Source organism: Marinibacterium profundimaris (assembly GCF_002210095.1).
Lineage (GTDB): Bacteria > Pseudomonadota > Alphaproteobacteria > Rhodobacterales > Rhodobacteraceae > Marinibacterium > Marinibacterium profundimaris.
In genome coordinates, this window is sequence record NZ_AQQR01000002.1 from 152531 (window position 1) to 171707 (window position 19177).

The window sequence follows — 19177 nt, forward strand, 5'->3', positions numbered from 1 at the left end:
GGCCCCGGCTCAGGCCAAGAGGTCGTCCGTCCAGGACATCCCGGCAAAGATCGTCTCATGCGCGGCCAGATCGTGCAGCGCCGCATCCTCCGCCAGTGCCCTCAGCCCCTCGCCGCGTTCGAACGGCCAGGGGCCGCCGTCCCCCAGGAAGGGCGCGGGGCCGTCCTCGAAGGCAAAGACAAAGATGTCCTCTTGCGGGGGTTCGGCCACGGCGTCCGGGAATGCGGGCACCGCAGCCAGCGACACGGTCTCGTCCCCGATCAGGCTGGCGATCAGCGCCGGCAGATCGCCGATATCGCCACCGTCCAAACCGTCGGCCACCGCGAAGCCGGCAAGGTAAAGCGCGTCGTCCCATGGCTCCTGCTCCTGCAGCAGCAGGGCCCGTTCCACCACCCGCTCGGCCGCCGCGCCGACGAACCGGCCAAAGACCCCCTCCACGAGGTGATCCGCCACCCGCGCCAGCCGCTCTCCGGCGGGTGGCCCGAAAACGTCGCCCAGGAACACCCGGATCAGTTCCCCGGGATCGCGGCTCGCCTCGTAGCTCAGCCCGATCGCGCCTATGGCGTGCGACACCTGGTTCAGGCCGTCGGGCTGGCGGAACGGATCCTGGAAGCCGCCGTTGCCGTTCAGCACCGCAAGGGTCGGATCCACGAACCAGGGACCCTGGTTCCGGCCGCTGTCGCTGTAGTCGAGCCCGACCAGCACCAGCTTCAGATCCTCGATCACGATGTCCGGGGCCCCCTCCAGCCCCTCCGCCAGATGCACGGAATAGGCGGCGACATTGACGAAGGCCTGCACCTTGTTGTCGAGGGTGCCGAACTGCTCCAGCGCGAATTCCGACAGCGCCTCGCGCCGCGCCGCCTCGGACAGTCCGACGGTCTGGGGTCCGGTCTGGGAATCTGACCGGGCGCTGAAGATGGGGCGGGGCATGGCGACGATCCTCCTGTCACGCCGGCCAAACCCGGCGCGCTCCGGTTGGCGGCAGTATCGCTGCCCCTGCCCCGCCCGGCAAGCCACCCTGCCCCACGGCACCGCGAGGCGCGGACCACGGACGGGCGCGGGCCGGCGCGCGGGGTGGGCGGGCGGGAGCGTGCCGGCCCGCGTCCGGGCCAGCCGTCACGCCAGCGGGCGGCTGGGCACCCAAGCATACCCGTCCGGGTCAAGGATATAGGCCTCGCGCAGCCCGTGGGGCTTGTCGGTGGGGGGCTGCAGGATCGTGGCGCCCAGCGGTTCGGCCCGCGCCACCGCCACGTCGGGGTCGCTGTCGTAAAGCCGAAGCTCGATCCCGCCGCCGCGCGGAGGTGTTTCAGGCAGCAGGCCCAGCAAGGGGTTGGCGTGATAGGTGCCGTCGGAATGCAGCTGAAACAGCTGCGCACCATAGCGCAGGATGGCGAAATCCCGCGTCACCTGATGCGCCTCCATGTCAAAGACCTCCCCAAGGAAAGCCGCCCGCGCCACCACGTCGCGCACCAAAAGGTTGAGCCCGAGCCCCCTCAGACTGCGCCCGAAATCCGCCGGCCCAACCTTGTCGTAATTCATCCCGGTGCTCTCCCCTGCAGGCAGACATGCCCCGATGATTTGATACCGTCTGCGAAATAAATTGGCCAAGCCGGTTGACGCAAGGTCAGAGTAACCTTACCGTTAATTAACCCAAGAAAAGTTTAGATATGCCACCACTGACCACGACCTTCGCGGCGCTGGGGGATCCTGTGCGTTTTGCCATCGCCGAGCGCCTTCTGAAGCAAGGCGCCATGCCCGCGGGCAAACTGCGCGACGTGGCCGATATCTCGGCCCCGGCGATCTCGCGCCACCTGCGGGTCATGCGCAAGGCGGGGATCGTCACGCAGGAGGTGAATGGAACCCGCCGGATCTACGCGATCGACCCCTCGGCCGTGGCGCGTATCGACGCCTGGCTGAAACTGCACCGCGACTTCTGGGCCGCCGGGCTGGACCGGCTGGCCCAGGTTCAGACCCTGGACAAGGACCAGGACGGCAGGTCGTAAGCAACGGCTGCGCGGTGCGGGAGGACCGGCGTGGCAGCGGTGTCACGCCGGCGTCACGGGAGCGGCCTATGCGCGGCCGAAAACCGCTTGCACCTGCCGCAGGGATTCCCAAAATCGGATCATGACACAGAACGTTATCGCCGACTGGCCCGCCGTCGCCCCCAAGCTTATCTCCGTTGCTGCCGGTCGCGCGCCCGCCGACATGGTCATCCGCGGCGGCATCTGGGTCAATGTCCACACCCGCGAGTCCCTGCCGGGCCATGACATCTGCATCGCCGAAGGGCGTATCGCCTGTGTCGTCGGGGATGCCGGCGAAAGGATCGGGCCCGATACGCAGGTGATCGAGGCCGATGGGCGTTACATGATCCCGGGGCTGTGCGACGCGCATATGCATATCGAGAGCGGGATGCTGACGCCGGCGGAATTCTCGCGCGCCGTGATCCCGCATGGCACGACCTCGATGTTCCATGACCCGCACGAAATCGCCAATGTCCTTGGCCTCGACGGCGTGCGGATGATGCATGACGAGGCGATCCTGCAGCCGGTCAACGTGTTCACCCAGATGCCGTCCTGCGCGCCCTCGGCCCCGGGGCTGGAGACCACAGGCTTCGAGATCACGCCCGAGGATGTGGCCGAGGCGATGACATGGCCCGGCATCGTGGGCCTGGGCGAGATGATGAACTTCCCCGGTGTCGCCGCCGCCGATCCCAAGATGCTGGCCGAGATCGCCGCGACCCAGCGCGCCGGCAAGACGGTCGGCGGGCATTATGCCTCGCCCGACCTGGGCGACGATTTCGCCGCCTATGTCGCCGGCGGCCCGGCGGACGATCACGAATGCACACGCGAGGAAGATGCCATAGCCCGCGTCCGGCAGGGCATGCGCTCGATGCTGCGGCTCGGCTCGGCCTGGTACGATGTCGAGGCGCAGATCACCGCGGTCACCGAAAAGGGGCTGGATCCGCGCAGTTTCATCCTGTGCACCGACGATTGCCATTCCGGCACGCTGGTGCATGACGGGCACATGAACCGGGTGGTGCGCCATGCCATCGCCTGCGGCTGCGACCCGCTGATCGCCCTGCAGATGGCGACGCTGAACACCGCCACGCATTTCGGGCTGGAGCGCGAGATCGGCTCGCTGACACCGGGGCGCAGGGCGGATGTGATCCTGACCTCGGACCTGACCGAGCTGCCCATCGAACTGGTGATCGCGCGCGGCCGGGTGGTCGCGAAAGACGGCGAATGCCTTGTCGACTGCCCGCATTACGACTGGCCCGACACGGCGCGGCAGACCGTGCGGCTGGGCCATCAGCTGAGCGAGAGCGATTTCGAGATCGCGGCCCCCGAAGGCGCCAACGCGGTGCGCGCCAATGTCATCGGCGTGGTCGAGAACCAGGCGCCGACCAAGGCGCTGAAGGCCGATCTGCCGGTGAAGGACGGTCTGGTCGAGATGGAGGGCGAGACCATCCAGATCGCCCTGGTGGAACGTCACCGGGCGACGGGCGGCGTGACCAACGCCTTTGTCTCGGGCTTCGGCTACAAGGGGCGGATGGCCATGGCCTCGACCGTGGCGCATGACAGTCACCACATGATCGTCGTGGGCACCGACCGCGCACAGATGGCTCTGGCCGCCAACCGGCTGGCCGAGGTCGGCGGCGGCGTGACACTGTTCCGCGATGGCGAGGAACTGGCGATGGTCGAGCTGCCGATCGCCGGGCTGATGTCGGACGCGCCGGCGGCGACCGTCGCCGACAAGGCCCGCAAGCTGGGCGAGGCGATGGAGGCCTGCGGCTGCACGCTCAACAACGCCTACATGCAGCATTCGCTGCTGGCGCTTGTGGTGATCCCGGAACTGCGTATCTCGGACCTCGGGCTTGTCGACGTCCGGACCTTCCAGCGCATCGAGCTGTTCGAGGCGCTGTCATGACCCAGCTGACCACGCCCAAGATCCCCGGCCCCGAGGCCTTCGACACGGCCGAGGCCGCCGTCGCGCGGCTGGAAGAGCTTTACGCCGCGGCCACCGCCTTTCTGACCGAGGGCTTCACCGCCGCCATGTCCGGACAGGCGCCGGACCGCCGGATGCGCGCCTATTACCCCGAGGTACGGCTGACCACGACAACCCATGCGCGGGTCGACAGCCGGCTGAGCTTTGGCCATGTCTACCAGCCCGGCACCTATGCGGCGACGATCACGCGGCCGGACCTGTTCCGCAATTACCTGACGCAGCAGATCGGCCTGCTGATCGCCAACCATGGCCAGCCGGTGACCATCGGCGCCTCGGACACGCCGATCCCGGTGCATTTCGCCGTCGGCGGCCTGACCGTGCCACAGGAAGGCGCAGTGGATTTCGTGCTGCGCGATTACTTCGACGTGCCCGACCTGACGACGACCAACGACGATATCGTCAACGGCACCTATGTCTCGCCCGATGGCACCGGACCGCTGGCGCCCTTCACGGCACAGCGGGTGGATTATTCGCTGGCGCGGCTCAGCCATTACACGGCGACGGATCCGGAGCATTTCCAGAACCACGTCCTGTTCACCAACTACCAGTTCTACGTGGCCGAGTTCGAGGCCTTCGCCCGCGCCGCGCTGGCCGATCCGGACAGCGGCTATACCAGCTTTGTCTCGACCGGGAATGCCGAGATCACGACGCCGGACGGCGTGCTGCCCCCGGCCGACAAGGTCCCGCAGATGCCGTCGTTTCACCTCAAGCGGCCCGACAGCAGCGGCATCACCCTGGTCAATATCGGCGTCGGCCCGTCGAACGCCAAGACGGCCACGGACCATATCGCCGTGCTGCGCCCCCATGCCTGGCTGATGGTCGGCCATTGCGCCGGGCTGCGCCATACCCAGGCGCTGGGGGATTTCGTGCTGGCCCATGGCTACCTGCGCGAGGATCACGTGCTGGACGACGACCTGCCCGTCTGGGTGCCGATCCCGGCCCTGGCCGAGGTTCAGGTGGCGCTGGAGGAAGCGGTCGAGGACGTGACCGAGCTGCAGGGCTATGACCTGAAGCGGATCATGCGCACCGGCACCGTCGCCACGATCGACAACCGCAACTGGGAGCTGCGCGACCAGTCCGGCCCGGTGCAGCGCCTGTCGCAGTCGCGCGCCATCGCGCTGGACATGGAAAGCGCCACGATCGCGGCCAACGGCTATCGCTTCCGGGTGCCCTATGGCACGCTGCTCTGCGTGTCGGACAAGCCGCTTCATGGCGAGCTGAAGCTGCCCGGCATGGCCTCGGATTTCTACAGGACGCAGGTGTCGCGGCACCTGGCGATCGGGGTCCGGGCGATGGAGGCGCTGCGCACCATGCCGCTGGAACGGCTGCACAGCCGCAAGCTGCGCTCGTTCGACGAAACCGCCTTCCTGTGATCCGCCGCCGCCCGTGCCAGAGGCCACCGGCACAAGATATAGACTCGGTGGCCCGGCGCATGACGCATGGCGGCCATCCCTCGGAAATGGTGACTTGACCGCCGCCGCGACGCGTCATAGCCACGCCAGCAAGGTCCGCGGGCACACCAAACGCGGGGCAACGGGCGGTGAATTGCCGAAAACACCTGAAAAGTGCGGCATCTGTGCATCTTTCGAGCCCCTACGAGTTGTGTGAGCCCACAAGATCGCGTTACATTTCTGCACTGAGGCCCCATAACTCGGGCAGAACAAGGAGAGCACAGCACATGGCCAACAAACCCATGACGAAGACCCAGCTTGTGGCCGCTCTGGCCGAAGAAATGGGAACCGACAAGAAAGCCGCGACCGGCGCGCTGGACGCCATCGTGGGCATCATCACCCGCGAAGTTTCGGCCGGTGGCGCCGTGACCCTGCCGGGCGTCGGCAAGATCTACTGCCGCGAGCGCCCCGAGCGCGAAGTGCGCAACCCGGCCACGGGCGAGACCTTCACCAAGGAAGCCGACAAGGTGGTGAAGATGACCATCGCCAAGGCGCTGAAAGACAGCGTGAACGCAGACGCCTGACGCCAGGCATTGCGCACAGCTTGGACGGGGCCGTCATGCGACGGCCCTTTTCTTTTGGGGACAAGCCCGGCAGCCCGAGGCCCCTCCCTCCGGTCGGGGGGCTGCCGGTGGCAAGCCTTCGGCTTGCGCGGCCTTGCGATCCCCGCGCGATTGCCCAATGGTCCGCGCGAACGGACCGGAAGGACGATACGATGGACCTGCGCGCGCTTGGCATGGGGCTGGCCTTTGCCCTGATGTGGTCCTCGGCCTTCACCTCGGCCCGGATCATCGTGGCGGATGCCTCTCCGCTGTTCTCACTGGCCGCGCGCTTTCTGGTGTCGGGGCTTCTGGGCGTGATCATCGCCCGCGCGCTGGGGCAAAGCTGGCACCTGACGCGGGCGCAATGGCGCGCGACGATCCTGTTCGGGATCTGCCAGAACGCCCTGTACCTGGGGTTCAATTTCGTCGCCATGCAATGGATCGAGGCGTCGATGGCCGCAATCATCGCCTCGGCCATGCCGCTGCTGGTGGCGCTGGCAAGCTGGCTGGTGTTCGGGGAAAAGCTTGGCCCGCTGGGTATCATCGGACTGATCGCGGGAACGGCCGGCGTGGCCTTGATCATGGGCGCGCGGATCTCGGGCGGGGCTGACCCGCTGGGCGTGGTCTTTTGCCTGGTGGGCGTTCTGGCGCTGACCTTCGCCACGCTGGCGATCCGGGGCGCGACCTCGGGGGGGAACTTCATGATGATCGTCGGGCTGCAGATGCTGATCGGCTCGGCCGCCCTGACCCTGGCGGCCCTGGCCGTGGAAACCCCGCGGGTCGATCCCTCATGGCCGCTTCTGATCGCCTTTGCCTACACGACCCTGGTGCCGGGGCTGCTGGCGACGCTCGTCTGGGTGATGCTGCTGAACCGGATCGGCGCCATCCGGGCGGCGACCTTCCATTTCCTCAACCCGGTGTTCGGCGTGGGCATCGCGGCGCTGCTGCTGGGCGAACGCCTGACCCTGACGGACATGATCGGGGTGGCGATCATCACCGCCGGGATCCTTGCGGTTCAATTGGCGCGGCAGGGCCGAACCGTGTAGGGGGCGCTGCCCCCGCCCTCCTGCGGAGGACTCCCCCGGAGGTATTTGGGCAAAGATGAAGACTGGATGCCCACGGCCCCTCGACGACCTGCCGCTGTCCGATCGTCACAAGGGGCCAACGGCGGTCGCGCGGCGCCCCCCCCTGTCTTCACTTTTGCCCAAATACTCCGCCGCTCCGTCGCAGAAAGAGCGACACTTCAGAACAGGACGCCTAGTTCAACAGCCCTTCGATCACGCCGGTCACCTGAGCACTTTCGGGCCGCACACCCGAGCGCCAGGTGGCAACGATCTCTCCATCCGGGCCCAGAAGGATCTTGTTGAAGTTCCAGCGCGGCGAAAATCCGCTTGTCTCACGGACGGCGGCATAGAAGGGATGCGCCGCCGCGCCGGTCACATGGGTGATGTCGGTCATCGGGAAATCCAGCCCGTAGTTGAGCTCGCAGAAATCCTTCACCTCCTCGGCGCTGCCGAGCTCCTGGTTGAAGTCATCCGAGGGCACCGCGAGAACCACCAGCCCGCGGTCGCGATAGCTGTCATAGAGCGCTTGCATCCCCTCGTACTGATAGGTGAAGCCGCATTTCGACGCGGTGTTCACCACCAGCACGGGACGCCCGCGCCAGTCTTCGAGCGACAGGGTGCCACCGTCGATCGAGGCGAAGGTCCCGGTCAGCCCGCCGGCATGTGCCGCGGGCGCGAAGAGTGTCAGAAGTGACAGAAGGCCCGGAAAAAGCAGGCGGAGCATTGCTTTACCTCACGTCATTAGTAAACGGACGTTAACCTAGGTCTTGGAACTCGCCCGGCCAGTGCCAAATCTTAGGGGATTGCCGACAAAAAGGAGCTCTGAATGCCCCGATATGCCAAGACGGACGACGCCATTGCCGCGCTGAGCGAAGAGGAATTCTACGTCACCCAGCAAAGCGGCACGGAACGCCCCGGCACCGGCAAGTATCTCGGCAACAAGGAGCCGGGTATCTACGTCGATGTCGTTTCGGGCGAACCGCTGTTCGCGTCGTCCTCGAAATACGAAAGCGGCTGCGGCTGGCCCAGCTTCGTCAAGCCGATCGAACCCGAACACGTGGTCGAAATCGAGGACCGCACGCACGGGATGGTCCGCACCGAGGTGCGCTCGAAACACGGTGACAGCCACCTGGGCCATGTCTTCCCCGACGGGCCGCGCGATCGGGGCGGGTTGCGATATTGTATCAACTCGGCGGCACTTCGTTTCATCCATCGTGACGAGATGGAGGCCGAAGGTTATGGTGAATACTCTCATTTGGTGGAGGAAGTTCAATGACAAAGCGCGAACGTGCCGTACTTGCCGGGGGATGTTTCTGGGGCATGCAGGATCTGATCCGCAAGCTTCCGGGCGTTGAGAAGACCCGGGTCGGCTATACCGGGGGCGATGTCCCCAACGCGACCTATCGCAATCACGGCACCCATGCCGAAGGGATCGAAATCTGGTTCGACCCCGAAGTGATCTCGTACCGGGAAATCCTGGAATTCTTCTTCCAGATCCATGATCCGACCACGCTGAACCGCCAGGGCAACGACATCGGCCTGAGCTACCGGTCGGCGATCTACTTCGACGGCGAGACCCAGCGCCAGACGGCGCTTAGCACGATCGCCGACGTCAACGCCTCCGGCCTCTGGCCCGACCGCGTTGTGACCGAGGTGGAGCCGGTCGGCGATTTCTGGGAGGCCGAGCCGGAGCACCAGGATTACCTGCAGCGTCTGCCCTCGGGCTACACCTGCCACTTCCCGCGCCCCGACTGGGTTCTGCCCCGGCGCGAAGCGGCCGAGTGATCGCGCACCGATCGCGGGACGGGTCGCGCGCCCTGGCGCCGCCCGCCTGACGATCAGGCCAGGGGACACCGCGTGCACGTCGCGGCGTCCCGGGCATCACGCGAAAACCTATCCGTCGAGGCGGGCGATGGCCCATCGCGCCGCCTCGGCCACGGTCTCGTCCGGATCGGACAGCAGTGCGCGCGCCGTGTCGGCCAGCCGCGGCTTTCCCGAATTCCCGATTGCATACAGCACGTTGCGCACGAACCGGTCGCGCCCGATCCGCTTGATCGGAGAGCCCGAGAACCGCGCGCGGAACCCGGCATCGTCCAGCATCGCCAGCTCTCCCAGAGGCGCCGTCGCCTGCCCGTCATAGCGCAGGTCCGAAGCCGCCTGCGCGAACTTGTTCCACGGACAGACCGCCAGACAATCGTCGCAGCCGTAGATCCGGTTGCCCAGCAGGGGGCGCAACGCCTCATCCACCGGGCCCTTGTGCTCGATCGTCAGGTAGGAAATGCAGCGCCGCGCATCCAGCCGGTAGGGTTCGGGAAAGGCACGCGTCGGACAGATGTCCTGGCACAGCCGGCAGGATCCGCAATGGTCCACCTCCGGCGCGTCGGCCGGCAGCTCCAGCGTGGTAAAGATCGCCCCCAGGAAGCACCAGTTGCCCCAGTCGCGGCTGAGCAGGTTGGTGTGCTTGCCCTGCCAGCCCAGCCCCGCCGCCTGCCCCAGCGCCTTTTCCGACACCGGCGCGGTATCGACGAAGACCTTGATCTGCGCGGTCTCCCCCTGCCGCGCCGCCTCGTCGATCAGCCAGCGGCCGACCCGCTTCAGCCGCTTCTTGACGATGTCGTGGTAATCCCGCCCCCGCGCATAGGCCGAGGTCACGCCCTCCTGCCGCCTCTCCAGCAGCGGCAGAGGATCGCTGTCGGGTGCATAGCTCTCGGCCAGCATCACGATGCTCCGCGCCTCGGGCCAGAGCGCCGCGGGATCCTCGCGCCAGGTCACGCGATCGGCCAGCCAGCCCATCTGCCCATGATACCCCGCCTCAAGAAAGGCACGCAGCCGTTCCGGCACCTCCGGCACCGCATCGGGCCGGCACACGCCCATGGCGACAAACCCCTCCTCGAGGGCCCGCGCTTTAAGGCTGTGTCTGAACGCGACCGGATCCATATTCCGCTCCTTACCCGATAGGCATCCCCATCGGCAAATCCGCGCCACACCCCGTCTTCACCTTGGAAAAATATCTTTCGGGGGGTCGCCATCGCGTCGCCATCGGTTCGAGCCCGATGGCGACGGGCAGACAGCCCCCGGCGTTCACCGCCTAAACCGCCGCTGCCCGGACGTGCAAAGCCCGCCACACGCACCGTATCAGAGGATCAGAAATCCAGATCGGCGTAATGCGGCGGCGGCGGAAAACCCGGCACCTGGTCTGCCAGGATCGAGCGGAACGCCGGGCGCGACTTGATCTTCGCGTACCAGTCCTTGACCACCGCCGACCGGTTCCAGTCCACGTCCGAGATGTAATCCAGCGATGACAGGTGCGCGGCCGCCGCGAAATCGGCCAGCGTCATCACGTCACCGGCCAGCCAGCGCCGGTGATCCAGCAGCCAGGACATGTAATCGAGGTGGTACTTGATCGCCTTGGCCCCGTCCTTGACGTTGCGGCTGTCCGGGAAGCCCTGCTTCATGACCTTCTTGTTGACCCGCTCGTAGAGCAGTTTCGAGGTCACCTCGTTGTGGAACTTGTCATCGAACCAGCCGATCAGGCGGCGCACCTCGTACCGGCCATCGGGGTCGCGCGGCAGCAGCGGCGGCTCGGGGCGGGTTTCCTCGATGTATTCGCAGATCGCCGCGCTTTCGGCCATCATCTTGCCGTCCAGCTTCAGCACCGGCACCTTGGCCGCCGGATTGCGGCGCAGGAAATCGGGCTCCTGCTCCCAATACCGCTCCTCGACCAGCTCCACCTCCACCTTCTTCTCGGCGAGAGAGAGTCGAACCTTGCGGCAGAAGGGTGAAAGCGGGACGTGGAAGAGGCGGGCCATCTAAATCTTCGTCATAAGGGAACGGTTAACTACTACCGCTTCGTGGCGGCGGGTTTCAATCCTCGAAGCACGCTGCGCGTCCGTCCGCCCGTATCGTTGCCGCGCCGTCAGCGATCCCGGCGGCCCGACGCTGCAGGGAGGGCGACAGGTTGCCGGGGTCCCGGGACTTGGGCGAGGGCAGGATCGCGGCGATCCGCGCGGCCTGGGACGCGGTCAGATCGGCGGCCGAGACGCCGAAATATTCCTGCGCCGCCGCTTCCACGCCGAACATCGCGCGGCCGGTCTCGGCGATGTTCAGGTAAACCTCGAGGATCCGCTGTTTCGACCAGACCGCCTCGATCATCATGGTGATCACGGTTTCCAGCGCCTTGCGGGGCCAGGACCGGTCCTGCCAGAGAAACACGTTCTTCGCCACCTGCTGCGAGATGGTCGACCCGCCGCGCTGCGCCCCGTCCTCCATCGCCGCCTTGATCGCGTCGACGTCGAACCCCCAATGCTGGCAGAAATTCGCATCCTCGGCGGCCACGGCAGAGCGGGCCATGACCGGCGCGATGTCCTCCATCGGGACCCACGCGCGCTCAAGCGGGCCGTAGAGCCCGTATTCCACCCACATCGTATGGGTCAGCGGCGGGTTCACGACACTGAACAGCAGGACCAGGGCGACGATCACGGCGGCAAGCACCATCGCCAGCCGTAGCGCCATGCGGCCAAGCCAGCGCAGCGGCCGGATCCGACGGATCGCGGGCCTGTCCTCGCCCGCACCGGCCTTCGCGGCCGTCTTCTTCGATTTCGATGCCTGTTTTGCCACGGCCTGCCCGATTTCCATGCCTGGGTGCCCAGACTACCGCGTTTGCCGGTCCGGTGAAACGCCCCGCGACCACGCCACGGCCACCGCGCCCGGGTCGCACGGGGTGGGCGCGCGTGACATCCGCCGCCCCGGCCCGGGCGCGGTGGTGTCGCGCCCGGGCCAGCCCGAGGATCACTCGGCGGGCATTGCCGCTTCTTCGATGCTCAGCGGTGCCGGCAGGTGGGCCAGCATTTCCTTCGGACAGACCTGGAGGAAGTTGCCCTTCTCCATGTCCCAGTGCTGCAGGATGTCCTTGGCCTTGCGCGAGAACGTCTCGGTCGCGTGGCCCGTGATCAGCTCGTGCAGCTCGGCTTCCCAGTGATCGACGCTGACCGGGCAGGTCACCAGCGTGTCCATGTTCATCATGGTCTGCGCCTTGCCCTCCGGGTCATACAGATACGCCATGCCCCCGGTCATCCCGGCGCCGAAGTTCGGCCCGATGTCGCCCAGGATCACGGCCACGCCGCCGGTCATGTATTCGCACCCGTTCGACCCACAGCCCTCGATCACCACCTTTGCGCCCGAGTTCCGCACCGCGAACCGCTCTCCGGCGCGGCCGGCGGCAAAGAGATAGCCGTCCGTCGCCCCGTACAGCACGGTGTTGCCGACGATCGTGTTCTCCGACGCCTGCAGCGGCGATACCTGCGGCGGACGCACGACGATCAGACCGCCCGACAGCCCCTTGCCGACATAGTCGTTGGCATCGCCCGAAACCTCGATCTTCAGGCCCGGAGCCGCGAAGGCGCCCAGCGACTGGCCGGCCGAGCCCTGCAGCTTGACGTGCAGGTGGTCCGGCTGGAACGCGTTGCGCATGCCGAAGTTCTGCACGATGTGGCTCGAGGTGCGCGTGCCCACGGTGCGGTGCGTGTTCTGCACCGCGTAAGACAGCTGCATCTTCTCGCCGTCCTTCAGGAACCGCGCGGCGTCCTTGACGATCTGCGCGTCCAGCGTGTCCGGCACCGGGTTGCGCGGCTTGTCGCGGTCGTAGACGATCTTGTCCGCGCCATCGACTGTGATCAGCAGCGGGTTCAGGTCCAGGTCGTCCAGGTGTGCCGAGCCACGGCTGACCTGGTTCAGCAGGTCGGCCCGGCCGATCACCTCGTCCAGCGAGCGCGCGCCCAACTCGGCAAGGATTTCCCGCACTTCCTGGGCATAGAAGGTGATCAGGTTCACCACCTTGTCCGCGTTGCCGGTGAACTTCTCGCGCAGGGCCGGATCCTGGGTGCAGACGCCCACCGGGCAGGTGTTCGACTGGCACTGGCGGACCATGATGCAGCCCATGGCGATCAGAGCGGCTGTCCCGATGCCGTATTCCTCGGCTCCCAGCATCGCGGCCATGACGATGTCACGGCCCGTGCGCAGACCGCCGTCCGTGCGCAGCGTCACGCGGCCGCGCAGGTGGTTCATCGACAGAACCTGGTGCGCCTCGGTCAGTCCCATTTCCCACGGCAGGCCGGCATATTTGATCGAGGTCGCCGGAGACGCCCCGGTGCCGCCGTTATGGCCCGAGATCAGGATGACATCGGCCTTCGCCTTGGCCACGCCGGCAGCGATCGTGCCGACGCCCGAGGACGCCACCAGCTTCACCGTCACCTTGGCGCGCGGGTTGATCTGCTTGAGGTCGTAGATCAGCTGCGCGAGGTCCTCGATCGAGTAGATGTCGTGGTGCGGCGGCGGCGAGATCAGGGTCACGCCCTTGGTCGAATGGCGCAGCCGCGCGATCAGGTCGGTGACCTTCATACCCGGCAGCTGGCCGCCCTCGCCGGGCTTGGCGCCCTGGGCCACCTTGATCTCAAGCTCTTCGCAATGGTTCAGGTATTCGGCGGTCACACCGAAGCGGCCCGAGGCCACCTGCTTGATCTTGGCCGACGGGTTGTCGCCGTTGGGTTCAGGCACGAAATGTGCCGGATCCTCGCCGCCCTCGCCGCTGTCGGATTTCGCCCCGATGCGGTTCATGGCGACGTTCAGCGTCTTGTGCGCCTCGGGGCTCAGCGCGCCCAGCGACATGCCCGGCGTCACGAAGCGCTTGCGGATCGCGGTGATGCTTTCCACCTCTTCCAGCGGCACGGGCTTGCCCAGCGGCTTGAAGTCCAGCAGGTCGCGCAGGTGGATCGGCGGATTCGCCTGCATCTTCTTCGAATACTGCTTCCAGATCTCGAACGAGGCCGAGTTGCAGGCCATCTGCAGCATGTGCATCGAGCTGGCTTCCCAGGCGTGGGTCTCGCCCGATTTCCGCGCCTTGTAGAAGCCACCGATCGGCAGCACGTCCAGACCGCTGGTCCAGCCCTTGGCGTGGATCTCTTCGGCCTTGCGCTGGATGCCGCTGACCCCGATCCCCGAGATCCGCGAGGTCATGCCCGGGAAGTATTCGGCGCACATGGCGCGGCTGAGGCCCACGGCCTCGAAGTTCAGACCGCCGCGATAGGACGAAATGACCGAGATCCCCATCTTCGCCATGATCTTCAGCAGGCCCTGATCGATGGCTTCGCGATACTTGGCGACCGCCTCGTTCAGGGACCCGTCATAAAGACCCCGCGAAATCCGGTCAGCCATCGTGTCTTCGGCCAGATAGGCGTTCACGATGGTCGCGCCGCAGCCGATCAGCACCGCGAAGTAATGCGGGTCGATACATTCGGCCGACCGCACGTTGAGCGAACAGAAGGTCCGCAGACCCTGCCGCGTCAGGTGCGAATGCACCGCAGAGGTCGCAAGGATCATCGGCATGGCCACGCGGTCCTCGCCGGAATGCTGATCGGTCAGCACCAGGTGCCCGGCGCCCGAGCGCACGGCATCCTCGGCCTCGGACCGGATCCGCGCCAGCCCTTCGTTCAGGGCGCGCGAGCCGGGGGCGAAGGTACAGTCGATCTCGACCAGCGGGGCGTTGAACTGCTCGGTCAGCTGATCCCACTGGCCGTTGCCGACAAAGGGGCTTTCCAGAACGATGATCTCGGTCTGCGAGCTGTCCTCGTCCAGCACATTCTTGAGGTTGCCGAACCGGGTCTTCAGGCTCATGACCCGGAATTCGCGCAAGCTGTCGATCGGCGGGTTGGTCACCTGGCTGAAGTTCTGCCGGAAGAAGTGGCTGAGCGGGCGGTATTGCTTGGACAGCACCGCCGAGGGCGTGTCGTCGCCCATCGAGGCGATGCTTTCCTTGCCGTCCTCGGCCATCGGCATGAGGATCTGCTCGATCTCCTCGATGCTGTAACCGGAAGCGATCTGCCGCTTGCGCAGCTCGGCGCCTTCGAACAACGGCGCCTCGTCGGCCTTGGCCAGCACCTCGTCCGTGTCGTTGATCTTGCCGACCCAGTCGCCAAAGGGCTGGGACGCGGCGAGCTTGTTCTTGATGTCGACGTCGTGGAACAGCTTGCCCTCGACCATGTCGATCGCCAGCAGCTGGCCGGGGCCCAGGGCGCCCTTTTCGACCACGGTCGCCTCGTTGGTCGGCACCATGCCGACCTCGGATCCGGCGATGACCAGGCCATCGCCCGTCACGACATAGCGCATCGGCCGCAGCCCGTTGCGGTCCAGCCCGGCACAGACCCAGCGGCCGTCGGTCATGGCAAGTGCTGCGGGGCCGTCCCAGGGCTCCATCACCGAGTTGCAGTAGGAATACATGTCGCGCCAGCTTTGCGGCAGTTCGACCGCCTGCTTGGACCAGCTTTCCGGGATCAGCAGCGTCTTGGCCATCGGAGCCGAGCGGCCAGACCGGACGAGCACCTCGAACACCGCGTCCAGCGCGGCCGAATCCGAGGACCCGCCGGCGATGATCGGCTTGATGTCGTCGGCCATCTCTCCGAACGCGGCCGAGGCCATCCGGATCTCGTGGCTTTTCATCCAGTTGGTGTTGCCCTTCAGCGTGTTGATCTCGCCGTTATGGGCCAGCATGCGGAAGGGCTGGGCCAGCCACCATTCGGGGAAGGTGTTGGTGGAATAGCGCTGGTGATAGATCGCGAAGGCCGACTCAAAGCGTTCGTCCTTCAGGTCGGGATAGAATTCCGCGACCTGCTCGGCCAGCATCATGCCCTTGTAGATGATCGACCGGCAGGACAGCGACGCAAGGTAAAGCCCGTGGATGCCTTCGGCGGCGGCGGCCTTCTCGATGCGGCGGCGGATCACGTAAAGCTCGCGCTCGAACCGTTCCTCGTCCACACCCTTGGAGTTCGAGATGATGATCTGCTCGATCTCCGGCCGCGTCGCGTTGGCCTTCTCGCCCAGGACCGAGATGTCCACCGGCACGTGGCGCCAGCCGTAGATGTAATAGCCCTTCCGCAGGACCTCTGTCTCGACGATGGTCCGGCAGCGTTCCTGCGCGCCGAAATCGGTGCGCGGCAGGAAGACCTGGCCGACGGCCATCAGCTCGTCCTTGCGGGGGTGATGCCCGGTGCGCGTGACCTGATCGTGGAAGAAGGGCACCGGGATCTGCACGTGGATGCCCGCGCCGTCGCCGGTCTTGCCGTCGGCATCGACGGCACCGCGGTGCCAGATCGCCTTCAGCGCGTTGATCCCGGCCTCGACGACCTTGCGGCTTTTCTGCCCGTCGATCGACACGACAAGTCCGACACCGCAGTTCGCCTTCTCCTCGGTCTCGGAATACATGCCGTGCTCGGCCAGCCACTTGCGTTTCTGGCGTTCGGTTTCGGCCCAGTTGTCCATCATTGCGTCAGACATGTCAGTACCCCTTCTCAGGTCGGGCCCAGGCCCGGGTTGACGGTATACGAGGCCAGAAGCCGCGCCACTTCGCGATCGTCATGCGCGATCATGGCAACGATGAGCGGGGCCAGCAGGCCCTCGCGCTTCAGGAACCCCGTGAGATCATTGTGATCGCTGCCGGCCACCAGGTGGATCCGGGCGATGCAGTTCGTCTTGATCCGCTGAACATGCAGGCGGTCGCGCAGGTCCTCGGCACCGAAGACCGCGTAGGCGCGGGTGCGTCCGTTCAGGTGCGGGCCCAGCGTGTCGAGATTGTCGTTGACCATCTTCTCGCGGAAGTTGGCCCAGCGGCGTTCGCCGAAATCGTTGCGCATCGTGTATTGCGGCACGAAGCCGATGGCGGTGTCGGCGCCGATGCGTTCCGCGAAGAGAAGCGCGCCGAACCCCCCCATGGAATTGCCCAGGCAGACCACGCGCCGCACGCCCAGCTCGGCCTTCAGCGCGCGCAGTGTGGCGACGATGCGCTCCTGCATGCCGGGCGCGGAATACCAGCTGCGGTCCTTGTCGATGACCGAGATCACGTGGTTGCGGTCCTCGCCCAGGGCGGAGCCGATGAACTCGTCCTGCTGAATCGCACCCATGCCATGGCCGATGCCGGTGAAGGCCACCACCGCCATGTCCGTCACGCCCTGGTAATGCGAAATCCGCAGGTCCGGCTCGTCCAGCACGATGCGCATGTCCGCCCGGCCCGCGTCGGGCTGCGGGGTGGTCTGCTGGTCGGGATGGTTCGTCACGTTCAAGCGGTCTCTCCGTCAGGTCCTGCGCCCATTGGCCTACAGCGCGTCCAGAAGCGGGAATTTCTCGACGCATTGCGCCCGGGTCAGCACCTGCCGGTCATTGGCGGCAAAGGCGTAGGCGTCGGGCTTGTGGTCGATATAGATCTCGTTGCTCAGCTCCATGCCGTTGGCATCGTCCAGCAGGCCGATGGGCAGTTCGATGTCGCCCACCGGCGCGCCGCCGCCGGTAAAGCGGAAGAACAGGTTCGATCCGCAGTCCCGGCACCAGGCGCGTTCGGCGATGGCAGAACTCTGGCGGCGGGCGATATTCTCGGCCCCATGCCAGGCCACGTTGGCCTCGGCCACGGTGACGCCCAACAGCGCCGACCCGGTCCAGCGGCGGCAGGTCTCGCAATGGCAGATGCCGAACTGTGCCGGCAAGTCGCTCACGGTGAAGCGCACGGCACCGCAAAGGCATCCTCCGGTCGTCGAAGCCATGGCGTTCATCCCAGTTGCAATCCTCCCTCGGCCGCCGCGCGCCTGGCGCAGGGCCGAGTCACCCTTATTCGGCAGCGACGGCAGCCTTGCTGTCAAAGCCTTCCAGCACGGCGGCCGCACAATCGCGTCCGTCGCGGATCGCCCAGACCACCAGCGAGGCGCCGCGCACGATGTCCCCGATGGCATAGACGCCGGGCATCTCGGTCGCGCCGGTGGTGAATTCGGCCTTGATCGTGCCCCAGCGGGTCACGGCCAGTTCCGGCTGGTCCCAGAGCTTTGGCAGCTCTTCCGGCTCGAAGCCGAGCGCCTTTACCACGAGGTCGGCCTCCTCGACGTAATCCGCGCCCTCGATGATCTCGGGCGACTGGCGGCCGGTGGCGTCCGGTGCACCAAGGCGCATCTTCTGGACCTGCACGCCGGTGACCTTCGCCCCGCCCTCGCCGGGTTCGGTGACGAACCCCTTGGGCGCGCTGAGCCATTCAAAGATCACGCCTTCTTCCTCGGCGTTCTGGGTTTCGCGCTGCGAGCCGGGCATGTTGGCCTTGTCGCGGCGGTATAGGCATTTCACGCTTTCCGCGCCCTGGCGGATCGCCGTGCGCACGCAATCCATCGCCGTGTCGCCGCCGCCGATTACCACGACCTTCTTGCCGGAGGCGTTCAGCACGCCGCTGTCGTATTCGGCCACGCTGTCGCCAAAGCCGACACGGTTCGAGGCGGTCAGGTAATCGATCGCCTTCACGATGCCGCCCGCTTCCGAGCCCTGAAGCTCCAGGTCGCGGGACTTGTAGACGCCGGTGGCGATGATGATCGCGTCATTCTCGGAGCGGATCTTTGCGAAGATCGCGGCATCCACGTCGCAGTTCATCACGAATTCCACGCCGCCGGCCTTCAGCTGTTCGACCCGCCGCATGACGATGTCCTTTTCCAGCTTGAAGCCGGGGATGCCGTAGGTCAGCAGCCCGCCGGCGCGGTCATACCGGTCATAGACCGTGACCTGGCAGCCCGCGCGCCGCAGCACATCCGCCGCCGCCAGCCCTCCGGGCCCGGCGCCGATCACCGCGATCTTCTCGGGGCGGTCGGCCTGCGGGGTGATGTCTTCGACCCAGCCTTCGTCCCAGGCGGTGTCGGTGATGTATTTCTCGACCGCGCCGATCGTCACGGTGCCGTGGCCGGATTGCTCGATGACGCAATTGCCTTCGCACAGACGGTCCTGCGGGCAGATGCGGCCGCAGATCTCGGGGAAGGTATTGGTGGCCTGGCTGATCGCATAGGCCTCCTGCAGGCGGCCTTCGGCGGTCAGGCGCAGCCAGTCGGGGATGTTGTTGTGAAGCGGGCAGTGCGACTGGCAATAGGGCACGCCGCACTGGCTGCAGCGGCTCGACTGTTCCTTTGCCTTGGCATCGGCATACTCGGCATAGATCTCGTGGAAATCGCCGCGGCGCTCCTCGGCGGTGCGCTTGACGGGCATGTCCCGTTCGATCTTCACGAATTTGAGCATCGGCTGCTTGGCCATGTCGATGTCCCCTCGATATCCC

General features: G+C 66.3%; 17 protein-coding genes. 7 read left to right on the plus strand and 10 right to left on the minus strand.

All coding sequences use genetic code 11. The features are described 5' to 3' along the window. Positions 1-9: 9 nt before the first annotated feature. Both ATO3_RS05630 and ATO3_RS05635 read right to left on the minus strand, forming a co-directional pair. Entirely contained in the window at positions 10-930 is a 921-nt protein-coding gene (locus tag ATO3_RS05630; RefSeq protein WP_088648851.1) for a hypothetical protein, read from the minus strand. A gap of 186 nt (positions 931-1116) precedes the next feature. Then, on the minus strand, positions 1117-1539 hold the full coding sequence (locus ATO3_RS05635; protein ID WP_088648852.1) for a VOC family protein: 423 nt from the start codon (positions 1537-1539) through the stop codon (positions 1117-1119). Positions 1540-1667: 128 nt separating this feature from the next. Here ATO3_RS05635 and ATO3_RS05640 point away from each other — a divergent pair, with 128 nt between their 5' ends. The 5 genes from ATO3_RS05640 to ATO3_RS05660 all read left to right on the plus strand — a co-directional run bounded on the left by ATO3_RS05640 (position 1668) and on the right by ATO3_RS05660 (position 7044). Beyond that, positions 1668-2003, plus strand: coding sequence for an ArsR/SmtB family transcription factor (locus ATO3_RS05640; RefSeq protein ID WP_088648853.1), 336 nt, complete (start codon positions 1668-1670; stop codon positions 2001-2003). 121 nt (positions 2004-2124) lie between these two features. Next, positions 2125-3927, plus strand: a complete 1803-nt coding sequence (gene ade, locus ATO3_RS05645; protein WP_088648854.1) for an adenine deaminase — start codon at positions 2125-2127, stop codon at positions 3925-3927. Further along, entirely contained in the window at positions 3924-5378 is a 1455-nt protein-coding gene (locus ATO3_RS05650) for an AMP nucleosidase (RefSeq protein WP_088648855.1), read from the plus strand. Before ade ends, ATO3_RS05650 begins: the two co-directional genes overlap by 4 nt. 305 nt (positions 5379-5683) lie before the next feature. Continuing rightward, positions 5684-5980 (plus strand): HU family DNA-binding protein, encoded by a 297-nt coding sequence (locus tag ATO3_RS05655; protein ID WP_088648856.1) that lies wholly within the window; start codon positions 5684-5686, stop codon positions 5978-5980. 191 nt (positions 5981-6171) lie between these two features. Next, entirely contained in the window at positions 6172-7044 is an 873-nt protein-coding gene (locus tag ATO3_RS05660) for a DMT family transporter (RefSeq protein ID WP_088648857.1), read from the plus strand. A gap of 211 nt (positions 7045-7255) precedes the next feature. Here the strand turns inward: ATO3_RS05660 and ATO3_RS05665 are convergent, their stop codons facing one another. Next, complete coding sequence (locus tag ATO3_RS05665; protein WP_088648858.1) at positions 7256-7786, minus strand: glutathione peroxidase; 531 nt, start codon at positions 7784-7786, stop codon at positions 7256-7258. Between the two features lie 102 nt (positions 7787-7888). Here ATO3_RS05665 and msrB point away from each other — a divergent pair, with 102 nt between their 5' ends. Both msrB and msrA read left to right on the plus strand, forming a co-directional pair. Continuing rightward, the gene (gene msrB / locus ATO3_RS05670) at positions 7889-8338 is read left to right on the plus strand and encodes a peptide-methionine (R)-S-oxide reductase MsrB (protein WP_088648859.1); all 450 of its coding nucleotides are present in this window, start codon (positions 7889-7891) and stop codon (positions 8336-8338) included. Next, entirely contained in the window at positions 8335-8847 is a 513-nt protein-coding gene (msrA, locus tag ATO3_RS05675) for a peptide-methionine (S)-S-oxide reductase MsrA (RefSeq protein WP_088648860.1), read from the plus strand. The genes msrB and msrA overlap by 4 nt, the downstream gene beginning before the upstream one ends. Positions 8848-8955: 108 nt before the next feature. On the opposite strand, the gene queG is transcribed toward msrA, so the two are convergent. The 7 genes from queG to ATO3_RS05710 form a co-directional block, all read right to left on the minus strand. Next, positions 8956-9999 (minus strand): tRNA epoxyqueuosine(34) reductase QueG, encoded by a 1044-nt coding sequence (gene queG, locus ATO3_RS05680; protein ID WP_088648861.1) that lies wholly within the window; start codon positions 9997-9999, stop codon positions 8956-8958. Between the two features lie 206 nt (positions 10000-10205). Continuing rightward, positions 10206-10871 (minus strand): FtsZ-binding protein FzlA, encoded by a 666-nt coding sequence (fzlA, locus tag ATO3_RS05685; protein ID WP_088648862.1) that lies wholly within the window; start codon positions 10869-10871, stop codon positions 10206-10208. A gap of 55 nt (positions 10872-10926) precedes the next feature. Further along, positions 10927-11679 (minus strand): monofunctional biosynthetic peptidoglycan transglycosylase, encoded by a 753-nt coding sequence (gene mtgA / locus ATO3_RS05690; RefSeq protein WP_408630800.1) that lies wholly within the window; start codon positions 11677-11679, stop codon positions 10927-10929. 171 nt (positions 11680-11850) lie between these two features. After that, the gene (gene gltB / locus ATO3_RS05695) at positions 11851-16374 is read right to left on the minus strand and encodes a glutamate synthase large subunit (RefSeq protein WP_088648864.1); all 4524 of its coding nucleotides are present in this window, start codon (positions 16372-16374) and stop codon (positions 11851-11853) included. A gap of 26 nt (positions 16375-16400) precedes the next feature. Further along, positions 16401-17168 carry an alpha/beta hydrolase gene (locus tag ATO3_RS05700; protein WP_088648865.1) on the minus strand — a complete coding sequence of 256 codons (768 nt, stop codon included), beginning with the start codon at positions 17166-17168 and terminating at the stop codon, positions 16401-16403. A 33-nt stretch (positions 17169-17201) separates the two neighbouring features. After that, positions 17202-17642: a GFA family protein gene (locus ATO3_RS05705; RefSeq protein WP_088649344.1), complete on the minus strand. Its 441-nt coding sequence runs from the start codon at positions 17640-17642 to the stop codon at positions 17202-17204. A 64-nt stretch (positions 17643-17706) separates the two neighbouring features. Then, positions 17707-19155, minus strand: a complete 1449-nt coding sequence (locus ATO3_RS05710; protein WP_088648866.1) for an NAD(P)-dependent oxidoreductase — start codon at positions 19153-19155, stop codon at positions 17707-17709. Between the last annotated feature and the right edge of the window lie 22 nt (positions 19156-19177).

What these genes read in the sequence shown, in the direction of transcription:
- ATO3_RS05630 (WP_088648851.1), bottom strand. Translation starts at nt 930, where the DNA reads ATGCCCCGCCCCATCTTCAGCGCCCGGTCAGATTCCCAGACCGGACCC.
- ATO3_RS05635 (WP_088648852.1), bottom strand. Translation starts at nt 1,539, where the DNA reads ATGAATTACGACAAGGTTGGGCCGGCGGATTTCGGGCGCAGTCTGAGG.
- ATO3_RS05640 (WP_088648853.1), top strand. Translation starts at nt 1,668, where the DNA reads ATGCCACCACTGACCACGACCTTCGCGGCGCTGGGGGATCCTGTGCGT.
- ade (WP_088648854.1), top strand. Translation starts at nt 2,125, where the DNA reads ATGACACAGAACGTTATCGCCGACTGGCCCGCCGTCGCCCCCAAGCTT.
- ATO3_RS05650 (WP_088648855.1), top strand. Translation starts at nt 3,924, where the DNA reads ATGACCCAGCTGACCACGCCCAAGATCCCCGGCCCCGAGGCCTTCGAC.
- ATO3_RS05655 (WP_088648856.1), top strand. Translation starts at nt 5,684, where the DNA reads ATGGCCAACAAACCCATGACGAAGACCCAGCTTGTGGCCGCTCTGGCC.
- ATO3_RS05660 (WP_088648857.1), top strand. Translation starts at nt 6,172, where the DNA reads ATGGACCTGCGCGCGCTTGGCATGGGGCTGGCCTTTGCCCTGATGTGG.
- ATO3_RS05665 (WP_088648858.1), bottom strand. Translation starts at nt 7,786, where the DNA reads ATGCTCCGCCTGCTTTTTCCGGGCCTTCTGTCACTTCTGACACTCTTC.
- msrB (WP_088648859.1), top strand. Translation starts at nt 7,889, where the DNA reads ATGCCCCGATATGCCAAGACGGACGACGCCATTGCCGCGCTGAGCGAA.
- msrA (WP_088648860.1), top strand. Translation starts at nt 8,335, where the DNA reads ATGACAAAGCGCGAACGTGCCGTACTTGCCGGGGGATGTTTCTGGGGC.
- queG (WP_088648861.1), bottom strand. Translation starts at nt 9,999, where the DNA reads ATGGATCCGGTCGCGTTCAGACACAGCCTTAAAGCGCGGGCCCTCGAG.
- fzlA (WP_088648862.1), bottom strand. Translation starts at nt 10,871, where the DNA reads ATGGCCCGCCTCTTCCACGTCCCGCTTTCACCCTTCTGCCGCAAGGTT.
- gltB (WP_088648864.1), bottom strand. Translation starts at nt 16,374, where the DNA reads ATGATGGACAACTGGGCCGAAACCGAACGCCAGAAACGCAAGTGGCTG.
- ATO3_RS05705 (WP_088649344.1), bottom strand. Translation starts at nt 17,642, where the DNA reads ATGGCTTCGACGACCGGAGGATGCCTTTGCGGTGCCGTGCGCTTCACC.
- ATO3_RS05710 (WP_088648866.1), bottom strand. Translation starts at nt 19,155, where the DNA reads ATGGCCAAGCAGCCGATGCTCAAATTCGTGAAGATCGAACGGGACATG.